Here is a 17,884-nt window from a genome sequence, read left to right as displayed (position 1 = left end):
GGTAATGAAAAAACAATACCAGCGCGTTTTGGTTACCACACCACATCCTGGACTGCGGCTGATCAGTTTAGGGCTGCTTTCTTTCATCTTTACCCTGTTCTCGCTGGAACTGCTTCGTTTTGGCACCCTCATTGCGCCCCTGTGGTTTCCCACCGCGATCATGACCGTGGCGTTTTATCGCCATGCTGGAAAGATGTGGCCGGGCATTGCGCTGGCCTGCGCGCTGGGCAATGTCGCGGCGACGGTCTTGCTGTTCTCTGTTTCCTTTATCGATTTGCGTTACACGGCGGTCAATATTGTTGAAGCCGTGGTCGGCGCCATACTGCTACGTAAGCTACTGCCCTGGTACAACCCGCTGCAAAATCTGGCCGATTGGGTGCGCCTCGCCATCGGCAGCGCGCTGATTCCTCCTTTGGTCGGAGGCGTACTTATCTGCCTGTTGGTGCCGACAGACAACATGCTGCGCACCTTTGTGGTTTGGGTGCTCTCCGAAGCCATCGGCGCGCTGGCGCTGGTGCCGATTGGCCTGCTGTATAAACCGCATTACCTGTTACGCCACCGCAAACCACAACTGTTGCTGGAAACCCTCGCCACGCTCGCGCTGACGCTGGTGCTTAGCTGGCTGGCGCTGCACTATTTGCCGTGGCCGTTTACCGCCGTGGTTGTGCTGTTGATGTGGAGCGCCGTGCGCCTGCCGCGCCTCGAAGCATTTTTGGTTTTCCTGGCGACGGTGATGATGGTGTCGCTGGTTATTGCCATCGATCCGAACGTGGTCAATATCAGCGCGCCAAGAAACGGAATAATGATGAACGCGCCTTGGCTGCCGTTCCTGATGATGTTGCTGCCGGTGAATGTGATGACGATGGTGATGTACGCGTTTCGCGCCGAGCGCAAGCACATCACTGAAAGTGAAGAGCGTTTTCGTAACGCCATGGAATATTCCGCCATCGGCATGGCGCTGGTCGGTACCGAAGGCCAGTGGTTGCAAGTGAACAAAGCCCTGTGCAGGTTCCTCGGCTACAGCCAGGAAGAGTTGCGCTTGATGACGTTCCAGCAGCTCACCTGGCCGGAAGATTTGAACACCGATCTTGAGCAGCTTGCACAACTGGTACGCGGCGAAATCGCCAGCTACTCCATGGAAAAACGCTATTACACGCGCAACGGTGATTTGGTCTGGGCGCTGCTCGCCGTTTCGGTGGTGCGCCACGCCGACGGCACACCGCTGTACTTTATTGCTCAAGTCGAAGACATCAACGATCTGAAACAGACCGAGTGGGTCAACAAACGCTTGATGGAGCGCATCACGCTCGCTAACGAAGCGGGTGGGATTGGCATCTGGGAGTGGGAACTGGAGCCGGACATTATCAGTTGGGATAAACGCATGTTCGAGATGTATGAAATCCCTGCGCACATGAAACCCACCTGGCAATTGTGGAATGAGCGCATTTTGCCGGAAGACCGCCCAGAAACCGAGCGGGTGATCCGCGACGCGCTGGCCGCGCGCAAACCGTTTAAGCTGGAGTTCCGCATCGCCGTGAAAGACGGCATTCGTCATATCCGCTCGCTGGCAAACCGCGTGCTGAACAAAAACGGCGAAGTCGAGCGGCTGCTTGGCGTCAATATGGACATGACCGAAGTGAAGCAGCTGAACGACGCGCTGTTCCAGGAAAAAGAGCGTTTGCACATTACGCTCGATTCCATCGGCGAAGCGGTGCTCTGTACCGATATCGACATGAACGTCACCTTTATGAACCCGGTGGCGGAGAAAATGAGCGGCTGGCCACAGGAAAACGCCATTGGGCAACCGCTGATGACGGTGCTGCGCATCACTTTCGGCGACAACGGCCCGGCGATGGAAAATATTCACAGCGGCGATATGTCGCGCACGGCGATTGAGCAGGATGTGGTACTGCATTGCCGCACCGGCGGCAGTTTTGATATTCATTACACCATCACGCCGTTAAGCACGCTGGATGGGCAGAACATTGGTTCGGTATTGGTTATTCAGGATGTCACTGAATCGCGCAAAATGCTGCGCCAGCTCAGCTATAGCGCCTCGCACGATGCCCTTACCCACCTGGCGAACCGCGTCAGTTTTGAAAATCACCTCAAGCGTCTGCTGTTAACGGTGCAGGAATTCCACCAGCGTCACGCACTGGTGTTTATCGATCTCGATCGTTTCAAAGCAGTGAACGACACCGCCGGGCACGCAGCCGGTGACACGTTGCTGCGCGAAATCTCCGCATTGATGCTCAGCATGCTGCGTTCGACAGATATTCTGGCCCGCCTCGGCGGCGATGAATTCGGTTTGCTGCTGCCGGACTGTAACGTCGAAAGCGCGCGTTATATTTCCGGTCGCATTGTCGAAGCGATCAATGATTACCACTTTATGTGGGAAGGCCGTTTGCATCGCATCGGCGCCAGCGCTGGGATCACGCTGATTGATGAGAATAATCATCAGCCGTCGGAAGTGATGTCGCAGGCGGATATCGCCTGTTACGCGTCGAAGAATAACGGACGCGGCATGGTGACGGTGTACGAGCCGCAGCAAGGTTTGATGCTGCATGAGCGCAATAAGATTTCGTTGGACGAGCAGTGGCACATGATTAAAGACAATCATCTGCTGCTGATTGCGCGCGGTGTCGCCTCGCCGCGCGTGCCGGAAGCGTGCAACTTCTGGTTGCTCTCCCTGCGTTTGTGGACCAGTGAAGGGGACGTGATGGAAGAGCATGCCTTCCGCGCAAATCTGAATGAGCCAGAGTTGCTTCGCGCGCTCGACCGCCGCGTGTTCCACGATTTTTTCCGTAAGCATGCCGCCGCCGTCACGGGTAAAGGGCTTGGCGTCGCCCTCCCCCTTTCTGTTGCCGGGCTGGCAAGTAATAAGCTGGTGGATGAACTGCTGGATATGCTGGAAAGCGGGCCAATGCCGGGGCGTTTGCTGCATCTGGTGGTACAAGCCGATGCGCTGATGCGCGAAGGCAATACCATCGTTGAGAATCTCAAACGTCTGCGCCACGCCGGTTGCCGCATTATTCTCAGCCATATTGGTCACGATCTGGATGTGTTCGACCATCTTGCGCCGCATATGGCCGATTACTTGCTGCTGGAACCGGAGCTGGTGACCAACGTCCACGGCAATTTAATGGATGAGATGATGGTGACCATTATTCAGGGGCACGCCCAGCGCCTCGGCCTGAAGAGCATCGCCGGGCCGACGAATCAGCCAATGATGATGGATACCCTCTCTGGCATCGGTATCGATATGATTTACGGCGATATTATTTCCCAGTCGCAGCCATTAGATTTGATGCTTAACACCAGTTATTTCGCCATCAACTAGCCGGATGGCTGATTGCCGGATGGCGGCTGCGCCTTATCCGGCCTACGAGCTAAATCCAGGAAGGTAAATAAGGCGTCATTGTCGCAGGCAGTTTGCTCACGGCCAGCGCGGAAAAACCGAAGCGTACACGTAGTACGTGAGGATTTTGAGCACTGCCCGGGAGCAAAATGGCAAGAAAAATAGCCTTATTTATCTTCCAGCGTCCGGAATCCAACCCTCCGTATACCAAACATGCAACAACGCATACGACCGCCACGGCTGCCAACGCTCGGCGTAACGCCGCGTCTGCGCGGGCGTCATCCCGGAAAAACGCTGCTTAATTAAATAATCGTCGGGCAAAAAAATGTCCTTTGCCTGCCAGCCGCGCAGGGCGAAATAATTGGCGGTCCAGCGTCCGATCCCAGCAAAAGTTTGTAGATCTTTCACCCCCTGCTCCACATCCGCTGGCAGGGTTAACGGAAACGCGCCGTCACAGGCGGCCAGGGCGACAGCAATCAGCGACTGCGCGCGCTTAAGCGGCATGCCCAGGGCTTTAAGATCCTCGGCGCTCGCGGCAGCTAACTGTTGCGGCGTCGGGAAACAGAGAAACCCGTCCGCGCTTTCCAACGGCTCGCCATAACGCTGCGCCACTTTCGCGGTCAGTTTTGCCGCCATCGCCACACTCACCAGTTGGCCCAATATGGCCCGCACCGCCTGTTCAAACGGATCAACGCAGCCAGGCAAGCGCAAACCCGGCCGCGCCGCGCCCAAATCACCGAGCGCCTCGCTGATAAGCCGCGGATCGCAATCCAAATCAAACAGGCACGCGAGTCGTTGCAGGCAGTGATCGGCGATCGGTTCCAACCCTTTACTCAGTGTGACCTTCATCGTCGCACTCGCGTCATCCGGCTCGGCGGTGATCAACCCGCGATGCCCCGCAAATGAGTACGAACGCACATACCGCGTTTCGCTAATCTCTTCCACGCCCGTCACGGCACGCGCCCGTAAAAATCCCAACATCCAGGCCCAGTCGTAGGGCGGCTGCCAGCGCAGTGTGTACATAGTTTCTCCTGATATTTACGCTCACAGCATAACAACTTAGGAAATTTCCGCCTTGCTTTCATATTCCGGTTGTCGCCTGCCACGCATTGGGCTAAAGTCGCCCCCCTTCTCACTGGCATGGGGATAAACACGTGTTTGTTGGTTTTGACTACGGTACAGCGAACTGCTCGGTAGCGGTGATGCGCGACGGTGCGCCACAGCTATTGACCATGGAAAATAACAGTACCTTATTGCCGTCGATGCTCTGCGCGCCGACGCGTGAAGCGGTCAGCGAATGGCTGTTTCGCCATCATCAGGTTCCGGCGACGGGCAGCGAAACCCAGGCGCTGTTGCGCCGCGCAATGAGCTTTAACCGCGAAGAAGATATCGACGTCAACGCCGCCAGCGTGCAATTTGGCCTGGCCTCATTACGTCAATATGTGAGCGACCCGGAAGAGGTCTACTTCGTAAAATCCCCGAAATCGTTTCTCGGCGCGAGCGGCTTAAAACCGCAGCAAATCGCGCTGTTCGAAGATTTGGTTTGCGCAATGATGCTGCATATCCGCAAACAGGCGGAAACCCAGTTGCCTGAAAGCATCAACCAGGCGGTGATTGGCCGCCCGATCAACTTCCAGGGGCTCGGCGGCGATGACGCCAACGCCCAGGCGCAGGGTATTCTTGAACGTGCGGCAAAACGCGCCGGTTTTCAGGATGTGGTGTTCCAGTACGAACCGGTTGCGGCGGGGCTGGATTTTGAAGCCACGCTGAGTGAGGAAAAACGGGTTCTGGTTGTCGATATCGGCGGCGGTACCACCGACTGCTCGCTGATCCTGATGGGCCCGCAGTGGCGCGAAAAACAGGAACGCAGCGGCAGCTTACTCGGACACAGTGGTTGTCGTGTTGGCGGGAACGATTTAGATATCGCGCTGGCGTTCAAAAGCCTGATGCCGCTGCTCGGCTTGGGCGGTCAGACCGAAAAAGGCATTGCGCTGCCGATTCTGCCGTGGTGGAACGCGGTGGCGATTAACGATGTCCCGGCGCAAACCGAGTTTTACAGCGCCGCCAACGGGCGTCTGCTGAATGATTTATTGCGCGATGCGTGTGACGCGGACAAAGTGGCCCTGCTGCTGAAAGTCTGGCGGCAGCGCCTGAGTTACCGGCTGGTGCGCAGCGCCGAAGAGAGCAAAATCGCCCTTTCTGATACCCAGCAAGTCAACACGCCGTTGCCGTTTATCAGCGAAGATCTGGCGACGGCCATTCATCAGGACGGTTTGGAAAGCGCCCTCGCCCAGCCATTACAGCGCATTATCGAACAGGTTCAACTGGCGCTGGAAAACAGCCAGCAAACGCCAGAAATCATCTACCTGACCGGCGGTAGCGCCCGCTCACCGATCATTAAAAAAGCGCTGGCGGAAACGCTGCCAGGCATCCCGATTGCCGGGGGTGATGACTTTGGTTCTGTTACCGCCGGGCTTGCCCGTTGGGCGCAGGTCATGTTCCGATGATTATTTGCCGGGTGGCGGCACCCGGCATTATTTTCTTCTTTTAAATCGCCCTAACGCAAATTTCTTTCCTGCCATACGTTTCCAGACAGTGTTTCATTTTTCCTCCATTTTTCTACGGCATAGCCTTACTAAACTAGTATTATTCCGGCAATGGATTTTTATGAGAACGCATAACGATGAAAGGCAGTGTTACGTTTCGCCGCACAGTTGTCGCGGTTGTAGTTATCGCGGTGGCGGGTGTCGCCTGGTATCAATTCGGTCATAAAGAGTCTTCGTCTACGACGGCCGGTCAAACAGAACGCAAGGGCGCGCCAAGCGGCGGTCGTCATGGTATGCGCGGCGGCGCGCTGCCGCCCGTGCAAGCGGCCACGGCAACCCGTGAATCCGTGCCGCGTTATCTCTCCGGTCTTGGCACCATTACCGCCGCCAATACCGTCACCGTGCGCAGCCGCGTCTCCGGTCAATTAAAAGCGATTCATTTCCAGGAAGGTCAACAGGTGAAAGCCGGCGATCTGCTGGCGGAAATCGACCCAAGCCAATTTAACGTGGCATTGGCGCAAGCCCAGGGCCAGTTGGCAAAAGATAAAGCGACGCTGGCCAATGCGCGCCGCGACCTTGCCCGCTATCAACAACTGGCGAAAACCAGCCTTGTCTCCCGCCAGGATCTGGACGCCCAGCAGGCGCTGGTCAGCGAATCCGAAGGGACGGTAAAAGCCGATGAAGCCTCGGTCGCCAGCGCACAATTAGAGCTGGACTGGAGCCGCATCACCGCACCGATCTCCGGGCGCGTTGGCTTAAAACAAGTTGATATCGGCAACCAGATCTCCAGCAGTGACACCACCGGTATCGTCGTGTTGACGCAAACCCATCCGATAGATCTGGTGTTTACCCTGCCAGAAAGCGATATCGCCACCGTGGTGCAGGCGCAAAAAGCCGGTCAACAACTGGTGGTGGAAGCCTGGGATCGTACTAACAAACAGAAGTTGAGCAGCGGCACGCTGTTGAGCCTCGATAACCAGATTGACGCCACCACCGGCACCATCAAGCTAAAAGCGCGTTTCGACAACCAGGACGACGCGCTGTTCCCGAACCAATTTGTCAACGCCCGTATGCTGGTCGCCACCCAGCAAGATGCGGTCGTGATCCCCGCCGCCGCCCTGCAAATGGGCAATGACGGTAACTTCGTCTGGGTGGTGAACGAGAACAATCAGGTCAGCAAACACATCGTGACGCCAGGGATTCAGGACAGCCAGAAAGTGGTGATCAGCGCCGGGTTGTCGGCGGGCGATCGCGTGGTGACCGACGGTATCGACCGTCTGACCGAAGGGGCGAAAGTGGAAGTGGTGGATGCGAACAACAGCGAGGCTATGCCCGCCAGGCGTGAACATCCGGCAAAAGGAGCGCAGTCCTGATGCAGCTGCTACCGCCGGGCCGAACGGGCGGCCCTTCCCGTCTGTTTATCCTGCGTCCGGTCGCCACCACCTTGTTAATGGTGGCGATCCTGCTGGCCGGGATTATCGGCTACCGCTTTCTGCCCGTTTCCGCGTTGCCGGAAGTGGATTACCCAACCATTCAGGTGGTGACGCTCTATCCGGGGGCCAGCCCGGACGTGGTGACCTCGGCGATTACCGCGCCGCTGGAGCGCCAGTTCGGTCAGATGTCAGGCTTAAAACAGATGTCTTCGCAAAGCTCCGGCGGCGCGTCTGTGGTGACACTTCAGTTCCAGCTTAGCCTGCCGCTGGACGTCGCCGAGCAGGAAGTGCAGGCCGCGATGAACGCCGCCAACAGCCTGTTACCTTCCGATCTCCCCAATCCACCGGTTTACAGCAAAGTAAACCCTGCCGATCCGCCGATCATGACGCTGGCGGTGACCTCTTCCGCCATGCCAATGACGCAGGTGGAAGATATGGTGGAAACCCGCGTCGCGCAGAAAATCTCGCAGGTTTCCGGCGTCGGCCTGGTCACGCTTTCCGGCGGGCAACGCCCTGCCGTGCGCGTCAAGCTGAATGCCCAGGCGATTGCCGGGCTGGGGCTGACCAGCGAAACCATTCGCACCGCCATCAGCAACGCCAACGTGAACTCGGCAAAAGGCAGTCTCGATGGCCCGACCCGCGCCGTGACGTTATCCGCCAACGACCAGATGGAGTCCGCCGAAGAGTATCGTCGGCTGATTATCGCCTACCAGAATGGCGCACCGATTCGCCTCGGCGATATCGCCACCGTTGAGCAAGGCGCGGAAAATAGCTGGCTTGGCGCATGGGCGAATAAGCAGCAAGCGATTGTCATGAACGTCCAACGCCAGCCGGGCGCGAACATTATTGATACCGCCGACAGCATCCGCACGCTACTGCCGCAGTTAACAGAAAGTTTGCCGAAATCGGTGAGTGTCAAAGTGTTGTCGGACCGCACCAACAATATCCGCGCGTCGGTTAGCGATACGCAGTTTGAGCTGATGCTGGCCATTGCGCTGGTGGTGATGATCATCTACCTGTTTTTGCGCAATATTCCGGCGACAATTATTCCCGGCGTGGCGGTGCCGCTGTCGCTGGTCGGCACCTTTGCCGCAATGGTGTTTCTCGATTTTTCCATTAATAACCTGACGTTGATGGCGCTGACCATCGCCACCGGTTTTGTGGTTGATGACGCGATCGTGGTGATTGAGAACATCTCGCGCTATATCGAAAAAGGCGAAAAACCGCTCACCGCCGCGCTAAAAGGTGCGGGCGAAATCGGCTTTACCATTATTTCTCTCACCTTCTCGCTGATTGCGGTGCTGATCCCGCTGCTGTTTATGGGCGATATCGTCGGGCGCTTGTTCCGCGAGTTCGCCGTTACCCTTGCGATCGCGATCCTTATTTCCGCTGTGGTGTCGCTGACGCTGACGCCGATGATGTGCGCGCGCATGCTGAGCGCCGAATCCCTGCGTAAGCAAAACCGTTTTTCTCGCGCTTCGGAGCGTTTTTTTGAACGCGTGATCGCCGGTTACGGGCGCCTGTTAAGCAAAGTGCTGAACCATCCGTGGCTGACGCTGAGCGTCGCCATCGGGACGTTACTGCTGTCGGTGATGTTGTGGGTGTTTATCCCGAAGGGGTTCTTCCCGGTGCAGGACAACGGCATTATTCAGGGCACGCTTCAGGCGCCGCAATCCGCGTCGTTTGCCAGCATGGCGGAACGCCAGCGCCAGGTGGCGGATATCATCTTGCGCGACCCGGCGGTAGAGAGCCTGACCTCGTTTGTCGGCGTCGATGGCACCAACCCGTCATTAAACAGCGCGCGGCTGCAAATCAACCTGAAACCACTGGATGACCGTGACGATCGTGTCCAGCCGGTGATCGAACGTTTGCAGCAGGCGGCAGCGAAAATACCGGGCATTTCGCTCTACCTGCAACCGACGCAGGATTTGACCATCGATACCACGGTCAGCCGCACGCAATACCAGTTCACCTTGCAGGCTAACTCACTGGATGCGCTCAGCACCTGGGTACCGCAACTGGTGAGCAAATTGCAGGCGCTGCCACAGTTGTCGGATGTCAGCAGCGACTGGCAGGACAAAGGGCTGGTGGCGTATGTCAATGTCGATCGCGATAGCGCCAGCCGCCTTGGCATCAGCATGGCGGATGTCGATAACGCGCTGTATAACGCTTTCGGTCAGCGGCTGATTTCCACCATTTACACCCAGGCGAACCAATATCGCGTGGTACTGGAGCACGACACGGCGCAAACGCCGGGCCTGACGGCGCTGGATAATATTCGCCTGACCAGCACCGATGGTGGCATCGTGCCGCTGTCATCGATTGCCAAAGTCGAGCAGCGTTATGCGCCGCTGAGCATTAACCATCTCGACCAGTTCCCATCCACCACTATCTCGTTCAACGTGGCCGACGGTTACTCGCTGGGCGATGCGGTGCAGGCGGTGCTGGATAGCGAGAAAACCCTCAACTTCCCGACCACGATTACTACCCAATTCCAGGGGAGCACGCTGGCGTTTCAGGTGGCGCTCGGTAGCACCGTCTGGCTGATTGTCGCGGCAGTAGCGGCGATGTATATCGTGCTCGGCGTGCTGTACGAAAGCTTTATCCACCCAATCACGATTCTCTCGACGCTGCCGACAGCGGGCGTCGGCGCGTTGCTGGCATTGATGGTGTCCGGCAGTGAACTGGATGTGATCGCCATTATCGGCATTATTTTGCTTATCGGTATCGTCAAGAAAAACGCCATCATGATGATCGACTTCGCCCTCGCCGCCGAACGCGAAGGCGGGCTGTCATCGCGCGATGCGATTTTCCAGGCCTGTTTGCTGCGTTTTCGCCCGATCCTGATGACCACGTTAGCGGCGCTGCTTGGCGCGCTGCCCTTGATGCTGAGCACTGGCGTCGGCGCGGAGTTGCGCCGCCCGCTGGGCATTGGCATGGTCGGCGGTTTGCTGGTGAGCCAAGTGCTAACGCTGTTTACCACACCGGTGATTTACCTGCTGTTCGACCGCCTGGCGCTGGCGACCAAAAAGCGGTTCCCACGCCGGGATGAGGAGGCGTAAATGAAGTTTTTCGCCCTCTTCATTTACCGCCCGGTGGCGACGATTTTAATTTCGCTGGCAATTACGCTGTGCGGCGTGCTCGGCTTCCGGCTGCTGCCGGTTGCCCCGCTGCCGCAGGTGGATTTCCCGGTGATCATGATCAGCGCCTCGCTGCCTGGCGCGTCGCCGGAAACGATGGCTTCATCGGTTGCTACCCCGCTTGAGCGCTCGCTTGGACGCATTGCCGGGGTCAGTGAAATGACCTCGTCCAGTTCGCTCGGCAGCACGCGCATCATCCTTGAGTTTAATTTCGACCGCGATATCAACGGCGCCGCACGCGATGTGCAGGCGGCCATTAACGCCGCGCAGAGCCTGTTGCCCAGCGGCATGCCGAGCCGCCCGACCTATCGCAAAGCTAACCCGTCCGATGCGCCGATCATGATCCTCACGCTCACCTCGGATACCTATTCGCAAGGTGAGTTGTATGACTTCGCCTCAACGCAACTGGCGCAAAGCATCGCGCAAATCGAAGGCGTCGGGGATGTGGATGTCGGCGGCAGTTCCCTGCCCGCCGTGCGTGTGGATCTCAACCCGCAGGCGCTGTTTAACCAGGGCGTTTCACTGGATACGGTGCGCACGGCAATCAGCAATGCCAACGTGCGTAAGCCGCAGGGTGCGCTGGAAGACGGCGCGCACCGCTGGCAGGTGCAGACCAATGATGAACTGAAAACCGCCGCCGAATACCAGCCGTTGATTATTCATTACAACAACGGCGCGGCGGTGCGTTTAAGCGATGTCGCGACCATCAGCGACTCGGTGCAGGATGTGCGCAACGCCGGGATGACCAACGCCAAGCCAGCGATTTTGTTGATGATCCGCAAACTGCCGGAAGCCAATATTATCCAGACGGTGGACAGCATTCGCGCACGCCTGCCCGAATTGCAGCAAACCATTCCCGCCGCCATTGATTTGCAAATCGCCCAGGATCGTTCGCCAACCATTCGCGCCTCGCTGGAAGAGGTAGAACAGACGTTAATTATTTCGGTCGCGCTGGTGATCCTGGTGGTGTTCCTGTTTTTGCGATCCGGTCGCGCAACGCTGATTCCGGCGGTCGCGGTGCCGGTTTCGCTGGTCGGCACATTTGCCGCCATGTACCTGTGCGGTTTTAGCCTTAATAACTTGTCGTTGATGGCGCTGACTATCGCCACCGGGTTTGTGGTCGATGACGCGATTGTGGTGCTGGAGAATATCTCCCGCCACCTTGAAGCGGGGATGAAACCGTTGCAGGCGGCGCTGCAAGGCACGCGGGAAGTGGGGTTCACCGTGTTGTCGATGAGCCTGTCGCTGGTGGCGGTGTTCCTGCCGCTGTTGTTGATGGGCGGGCTGCCGGGGCGTTTGCTGCGCGAGTTCGCCGTCACGTTGTCGGTGGCGATTGGTATATCCCTGGCGATCTCCCTGACGCTCACACCAATGATGTGCGGCTGGCTGTTGAAGGCGCAAAAACCGCGCGCGCGCAACCGCGAAAAAGGCATTGGTCGCCTGCTGGTGAGATTGCAGCAGCAATATGCCCGCTCGCTAAAATGGGTACTGAACCACGCGCGGCTGGTCGGGCTGGTGTTGCTCGGCACTATCGCGCTCAATATCTGGCTCTATATTTCCATCCCGAAAACCTTCTTCCCGGAGCAAGATACCGGCGTGCTGATGGGCGGTATTCAGGCGGATCAGAGCATCTCGTTCCAGGCGATGCGCGGCAAGTTGCAGGACTTTATGAAAATCATCCGCGACGACCCGGCGGTGGATAATGTCACCGGCTTTACCGGCGGTTCGCGGGTCAACAGCGGCATGATGTTTATCACCTTGAAATCCCGTGATGTGCGTCATGAAACCGCGCAGCAGGTGATCGACCGGCTGCGCGGCAAGCTGGCGAAAGAGCCGGGGGCAAGCCTGTTTTTGATGGCCGTTCAGGATATTCGCGTCGGCGGGCGACAGGCCAACGCCAGCTACCAGTTTGCACTGTTATCGGACGATCTCAGCGCGTTGCGCGAGTGGGAGCCGAAGATCCGCAAAGCCCTCGCCGCGCTGCCCGAGCTGGCGGATGTGAACTCCGATCAGCAGGACAACGGCGCAGAGATGAACCTGATTTACGACCGCGAAAGCATGATGCGCCTCGGCATTAGCGTTGATGACGCGAACAACTTGCTGAATAACGCCTTCGGGCAGCGGCAGATTTCCACCATTTACCAGCCGCTGAACCAGTACAAAGTGGTGATGGAAGTCGATCCGCGTTACACCCAGGATGTCAGCGCACTGGATAAAATGTACATCATCAACAGTGACGGCAAGCCGATTCCGCTTTCGTGGTTTGCGCACTGGCAACCGGCCAACGCGCCGCTGTCGGTGAACCACCAGGGGCTGTCGGCGGCATCGACCATCGCTTTTAACTTGCCGACCGGCACGTCGTTGTCCGAAGCCAGTGATGCGATCAACCGCGCGATGACGCAGTTGGGCGTGCCGTCCAGCGTGCGCGGCAGTTTTGCCGGTACGGCGCAAGTCTTCCAGGAAACCATGAATTCACAGGTGATCCTGATCCTGGCGGCGATTGCCACGGTCTATATCGTGCTGGGGATTTTGTATGAGAGCTACGTTCATCCGCTGACCATTCTCTCAACATTGCCATCGGCGGGCGTCGGCGCGCTGCTGGCGCTGGAATTGTTCGGCGCGCCGTTTAGCTTGATAGCGCTCATCGGCATTATGTTGCTGATCGGCATTGTGAAGAAAAATGCCATTATGATGGTCGATTTCGCCCTCGACGCGCAGCGCCAGGGTAATCTGAGCGCCGAAGAAGCCATTTTCCAGGCCTGCCTGCTGCGTTTTCGCCCGATCATGATGACCACATTGGCGGCACTGTTTGGCGCGCTGCCGCTGGTTATCTCCGGTGGCGACGGGTCTGAACTGCGCCAGCCGCTGGGCATAACCATTGTCGGCGGGCTAGTAATGAGCCAACTTCTGACGTTGTACACCACGCCGGTGGTCTACCTCTTTTTTGACCGCCTGCGTACCCGTTTTAGCCGCAACGCAAGAGAACCCGTTAGTGAATGAGTGAACTACCTAAACATATCCGCTGGCAGCTATGGATTGTCGCCTTTGGTTTCTTTATGCAGTCGTTGGATACGACGATTGTTAACACCGCCCTGCCCTCGATGGCGAAAAGCCTCGGGGAAAGCCCGCTGCACATGCATATGGTGGTGGTTTCCTATGTGCTAACGGTGGCGGTGATGTTGCCCGCCAGCGGCTGGCTGGCGGACCGCGTTGGCGTGCGCAATATCTTTTTTGTCGCCATTGTGCTGTTCACCACCGGTTCGCTGTTTTGCGCGCAGGCCGCCACGCTCGATCAACTGGTGATGGCGCGCGTGTTGCAAGGCGTCGGCGGCGCGATGATGGTGCCGGTCGGCAGATTGACGGTGATGAAAATCGTCCCGCGCGACCAATATATGGCGGCGATGACCTTCGTTACGTTACCGGGACAAGTCGGCCCGCTGCTTGGCCCGGCGCTCGGCGGGGTACTGGTGGAATACGCATCCTGGCACTGGATCTTCCTGATTAACCTGCCGGTCGGCATTATCGGCGCGATTGCCACCCTGACCCTGATGCCCAATTACAAGCTGCAAACCCGCCGTTTCGATATGGCGGGTTTTGTGCTGTTAGCCTGCGGCATGGCGACGCTGACGCTGGCGCTCGACGGTAGCCACGGGCTGGGGCTGGCGAGCTGGCAACTCGGCGGGCTGGTCGCTGTCGGTACAGCAGCGATTGTCTGTTATCTGCTGCATGCCAAAGGTAATGACGGCGCACTGTTTAACCTGAACTTGTTTCGCACACCTTCGTTTTCACTCGGTCTGGCGGGCAGTTTCGCCGGACGCGTCGGCAGCGGCATGTTGCCGTTTATGACGCCGGTGTTCTTGCAAATTGGCCTGGGCTTTTCGCCATTTCATGCAGGTTTAATGATGATCCCGATGGTGCTCGGGAGCATGGGCATGAAGCGCATTGTCGTGCAGGTGGTGAACCGCTTTGGTTACCGCCGGGCGCTGGTCTGCTCTACGCTGGGGCTGGCGCTGATTAGCCTGCTGTTCATGGCGACCGCCCTGCTTGGCTGGTATTACCTGCTGCCGGTGGTGCTGTTCTGCCAGGGGATGGTTAACTCGATGCGTTTCTCATCAATGAATACGCTGACGCTGAAAGACCTGCCGGACGACCTGGCGAGCAGCGGCAACAGCTTGCTGTCGATGATAATGCAATTATCGATGAGTATTGGTGTCACCGTCGCCGGGCTGCTGCTCGGCGCGTTCGGCCAGCTACATTTGTCGGCGGACAGCGGTGTTGCGCACCATGTTTTCCTTTACGCTTACCTCAGTATGGCGGTGATTATTTCACTACCGGCGTTCATTTTCGCCCGCGTCCCCAATGACGCCAGCCAAAACGTCGTGATTGCCCGTCGCAACAGGAGAAAATCATGAAGTTCTGGCGGCCGGGCATTACGGCCAAACTCTTTTTAGCCATCTTAACCACCTGCATCATGCTGCTGTTCGCTACCCACTGGGCGGTGCGCATCAGCTTTGAACACGACTTTATGAACTACATCAAGCGTGGTAACGAGCTGCGCTTGCAGATGTTAACGGACACGCTGGCTGATCAATACACCCAGCACGGTGACTGGCAATTTTTACGGCATAACGACCGGGTGATATTCCAGATCCTCCGCTCGTTTGATCGTGAAAACGAGCATGATGAAAACCGGCCAGGCCCCCGCCCCGGCGGTCCGGAGCGCGATATGGGACCAGGGCCGGACGACGAAGCCGGCCCGCCAGATCGCCCGGACATGCCGCCGCACGGCTGGCGCACACGATTCTGGGTGGTGGATCAGAATAATAAGGTGCTGGTTGGCCCGCGCAGCCCTGTTCCGGCTGACGGCGCTCGCCGGGCAATTACCGTGAACAACGCGCCTGTTGGGTGGGTGATTGCTTCGCCGGTGGAAAAACTGACGCGCAATACCGATATCAACTTCGACCGCCAACAGCGGCGCACCAGTTGGGTAATTGTCGGCCTGGCCACCCTGCTGGCGGCGCTGGCGACCTTCCCGCTGGCGCGCGGTTTGCTGGCACCGGTCAAACGGCTGGTCGACGGCACGCACAAACTTGCCTCCGGGGATTTCTCCACCCGCGTTAAACCGGGCAGCCAGGATGAACTCGGCAGGCTGGCGCGCGACTTTAACCAACTCGCCAGCACGCTGGAAAAAAACCAGCAAATGCGCCGCGATTTTATGGCGGATATTTCCCATGAGCTGCGCACACCGCTGGCGGTGCTGCGCGGCGAGCTGGAAGCGATTCAGGACGGCGTACGGCAATTTACCCCGGAATCGGTCACCTCGTTGCAGGCTGAAGTGGGGACGCTGACCAAACTGGTGGACGATTTGCACCAGCTTTCAATGTCCGATGAAGGCGCGCTGGCGTACCAGAAAACCTCCGTTGATGTAGTCACGCTGGTGGAGATTGCCGCTGGCGCGTTCCGCGAACGTTTCGCCAGCCGCAACCTGACGTTATCACTTGACGTCCCGGAGAGCGCCACGGTATTTGGCGATCCGGATCGTCTGATGCAGCTTTTTAATAATCTGCTGGAAAACAGCCTGCGCTACACCGACAGCGGCGGGCAAACGCGAGTGCAGTTGATGACTCGCGACAAGACGCTGATTCTGCGTTTTTCCGACAGCACGCCAGGCGTGACTGATGAGCAATTGCAACGCCTGTTTGAGCGCTTCTACCGCACAGAAGGGTCGCGCAACCGCGCCAGTGGCGGATCGGGCTTAGGACTGGCTATCTGTTTGAATATTGTGGAAGCGCACGGTGGCGCTATCCACGCGGCGCACTCGCCATTTGGCGGGGTTAGCATTACAGTTGAACTACCGCTTGAACGCGAAAAAACGAGAGATGTATGACTGAGTTACCGATTGATGAAAACACGCCACGCATCCTGATCGTCGAAGATGAACCCAAGCTTGGGCAGTTGCTGATCGACTATCTGCGCGCGGCAAGCTACGCACCGACGCTGATTAATCACGGCGATCAAGTGCTCTCTTTTGTGCGCCAGACGCCGCCGGATATGATCCTGCTGGATTTGATGCTGCCGGGTACCGATGGCTTAACGTTATGCCGGGAAATCCGTCGCTTCTCCAATGTGCCGATCATTATGGTGACGGCCAAAATTGAAGAGATCGACCGCCTGCTGGGGCTGGAAATTGGCGCCGATGACTATATCTGCAAGCCGTACAGCCCGCGCGAAGTCGTTGCTCGCGTAAAAACCATTCTGCGCCGCTGCAAACCGCAGCGTGAGTTGGAGCGGCTTGATGCCGAAAGCCCGCTGATTGTTGATGAAGGCCGCTTCCAGGCAAGCTGGCACAACAAACTGCTGGATCTCACCCCGGCGGAGTTCCGCCTGCTGAAAACGCTTTCCAGCGAGCCGGGCAAAGTCTTCTCCCGTGAACAACTGCTGAATCATCTGTATGATGACTACCGCGTGGTGACCGACCGTACTATCGATAGCCATATCAAAAACTTACGTCGAAAACTGGAAGCGCTGGACGAGGAGCAATCCTTTATTCGCGCGGTGTACGGCGTCGGGTATCGCTGGGAGGCGGACGCCTGCAAATTGGCATAATTCTAAAAAAAGGAAAGGGACGGTGAGGAAATACACTTACGGCGCGCTGACGCTGATGTTGGCGGCTTTTGGTTGTCAGGCAGAGATAACCGAAGCGCAGATGGACGCGGACTGCGCGAAAATCCCCACGTATGCGAAACAAGGCGAACAGTTCTACAAAGCGAAAAATTACCCGAAAGCGCGGGAAGCTTTTGAACAGCAGGCGGCATGGCAGGAGCAGTGCGATGCCAACGTGCAGGATTCCCACGATGCGTTGCAGGCCACGGCCTACAACAACGTGGCGCTGACGTACATTCGCGAAGGGGAATACCGCAAAGCGCAGGCCTGGCTTTCCATTTTGCCGGATGACAAAAAGTCGAAATATAACCTGTCGCGCATTCAGGACAAGCTGGACGCACTACCAAAACCCACCTCGCCTGCCGGGGAGTACTGGCAATATGCCGGGCGCGGCATTTTTGAAACGCTCATTCTCAAACCGCAGGATAAAGAGACTTATCAAGCGGACTGGGAAGGCGCGTACTTTGGTTTAATGGGGCTTTATTCCGGGCCGAACATCGGCGGATTCAGCGAAAAAGTGACGCTGAAAGCGGGGAAAGGCGCGATTGTTATCAAAGACTTTGGTATGCAGTGCACCATTTCTATGGCGCTTTCAGCGGATGGGCACACGCTCAACGCGAAGACCGATAATGCCGAAAACTGCGGTTTTGGTCATAACGTCAGCGCCGACGGCACCTATCTGCGCGTGAACTAACGCGCAGGTTTACTCCCCCCGCACGCGGCGCTACAATTCCCGCCCTAAAT

The 17,884-nt window shown here is 57.6% G+C and carries 10 protein-coding genes; 9 read left to right on the top strand and 1 reads right to left on the bottom strand.

What is annotated here, in order from left to right:
* The first annotated feature begins 4 nt into the window (after nt 1-4).
* A complete protein-coding gene (locus AAEY27_RS08085) occupies nt 5-3,340 on the top strand; it encodes a diguanylate cyclase (protein WP_342324489.1) in 3,336 nt (1,111 codons plus the stop codon).
* Nucleotides 3,341-3,529: 189 nt separating this feature from the next.
* Here the strand turns inward: AAEY27_RS08085 and alkA are convergent, their stop codons facing one another.
* Nucleotides 3,530-4,381, bottom strand: coding sequence for a DNA-3-methyladenine glycosylase 2 (gene alkA / locus AAEY27_RS08080; protein ID WP_342324488.1), 852 nt, complete (start codon nt 4,379-4,381; stop codon nt 3,530-3,532).
* A 131-nt stretch (nt 4,382-4,512) separates the two neighbouring features.
* On the opposite strand from alkA, the gene yegD reads away from it, so the two are divergent.
* From yegD to AAEY27_RS08040, 8 genes are all read left to right on the top strand, one after another.
* Complete coding sequence (gene yegD, locus AAEY27_RS08075; RefSeq protein WP_342324486.1) at nt 4,513-5,865, top strand: molecular chaperone; 1,353 nt, start codon at nt 4,513-4,515, stop codon at nt 5,863-5,865.
* Nucleotides 5,866-6,041: 176 nt separating this feature from the next.
* A complete protein-coding gene (locus AAEY27_RS08070) occupies nt 6,042-7,277 on the top strand; it encodes an MdtA/MuxA family multidrug efflux RND transporter periplasmic adaptor subunit (protein WP_342324484.1) in 1,236 nt (411 codons plus the stop codon).
* Nucleotides 7,277-10,399, top strand: coding sequence for an MdtB/MuxB family multidrug efflux RND transporter permease subunit (locus AAEY27_RS08065; protein ID WP_342324483.1), 3,123 nt, complete (start codon nt 7,277-7,279; stop codon nt 10,397-10,399). Before AAEY27_RS08070 ends, AAEY27_RS08065 begins: the two co-directional genes overlap by 1 nt.
* On the top strand, nt 10,400-13,477 hold the full coding sequence (mdtC, locus tag AAEY27_RS08060) for a multidrug efflux RND transporter permease subunit MdtC (RefSeq protein WP_342324482.1): 3,078 nt from the start codon (nt 10,400-10,402) through the stop codon (nt 13,475-13,477).
* The gene (locus AAEY27_RS08055; RefSeq protein ID WP_342324480.1) at nt 13,474-14,889 is read left to right on the top strand and encodes an MFS transporter; all 1,416 of its coding nucleotides are present in this window, start codon (nt 13,474-13,476) and stop codon (nt 14,887-14,889) included. Before mdtC ends, AAEY27_RS08055 begins: the two co-directional genes overlap by 4 nt.
* Nucleotides 14,886-16,364 (top strand): two-component system sensor histidine kinase BaeS, encoded by a 1,479-nt coding sequence (gene baeS / locus AAEY27_RS08050; RefSeq protein WP_342324478.1) that lies wholly within the window; start codon nt 14,886-14,888, stop codon nt 16,362-16,364. Before AAEY27_RS08055 ends, baeS begins: the two co-directional genes overlap by 4 nt.
* Nucleotides 16,361-17,083, top strand: a complete 723-nt coding sequence (baeR, locus tag AAEY27_RS08045) for a two-component system response regulator BaeR (RefSeq protein ID WP_342324476.1) — start codon at nt 16,361-16,363, stop codon at nt 17,081-17,083. Before baeS ends, baeR begins: the two co-directional genes overlap by 4 nt.
* 22 nt (nt 17,084-17,105) lie before the next feature.
* Nucleotides 17,106-17,834, top strand: a complete 729-nt coding sequence (locus tag AAEY27_RS08040) for a tetratricopeptide repeat protein (protein WP_342324475.1) — start codon at nt 17,106-17,108, stop codon at nt 17,832-17,834.
* Nucleotides 17,835-17,884: the final 50 nt, after the last annotated feature.

The sequence above is a fragment of the Kosakonia sp. BYX6 genome (assembly GCF_038449125.1).
GTDB lineage: Bacteria > Pseudomonadota > Gammaproteobacteria > Enterobacterales > Enterobacteriaceae > Kosakonia > Kosakonia calanthes.
This window is presented reverse-complemented; position numbering and strand designations above follow the sequence as displayed.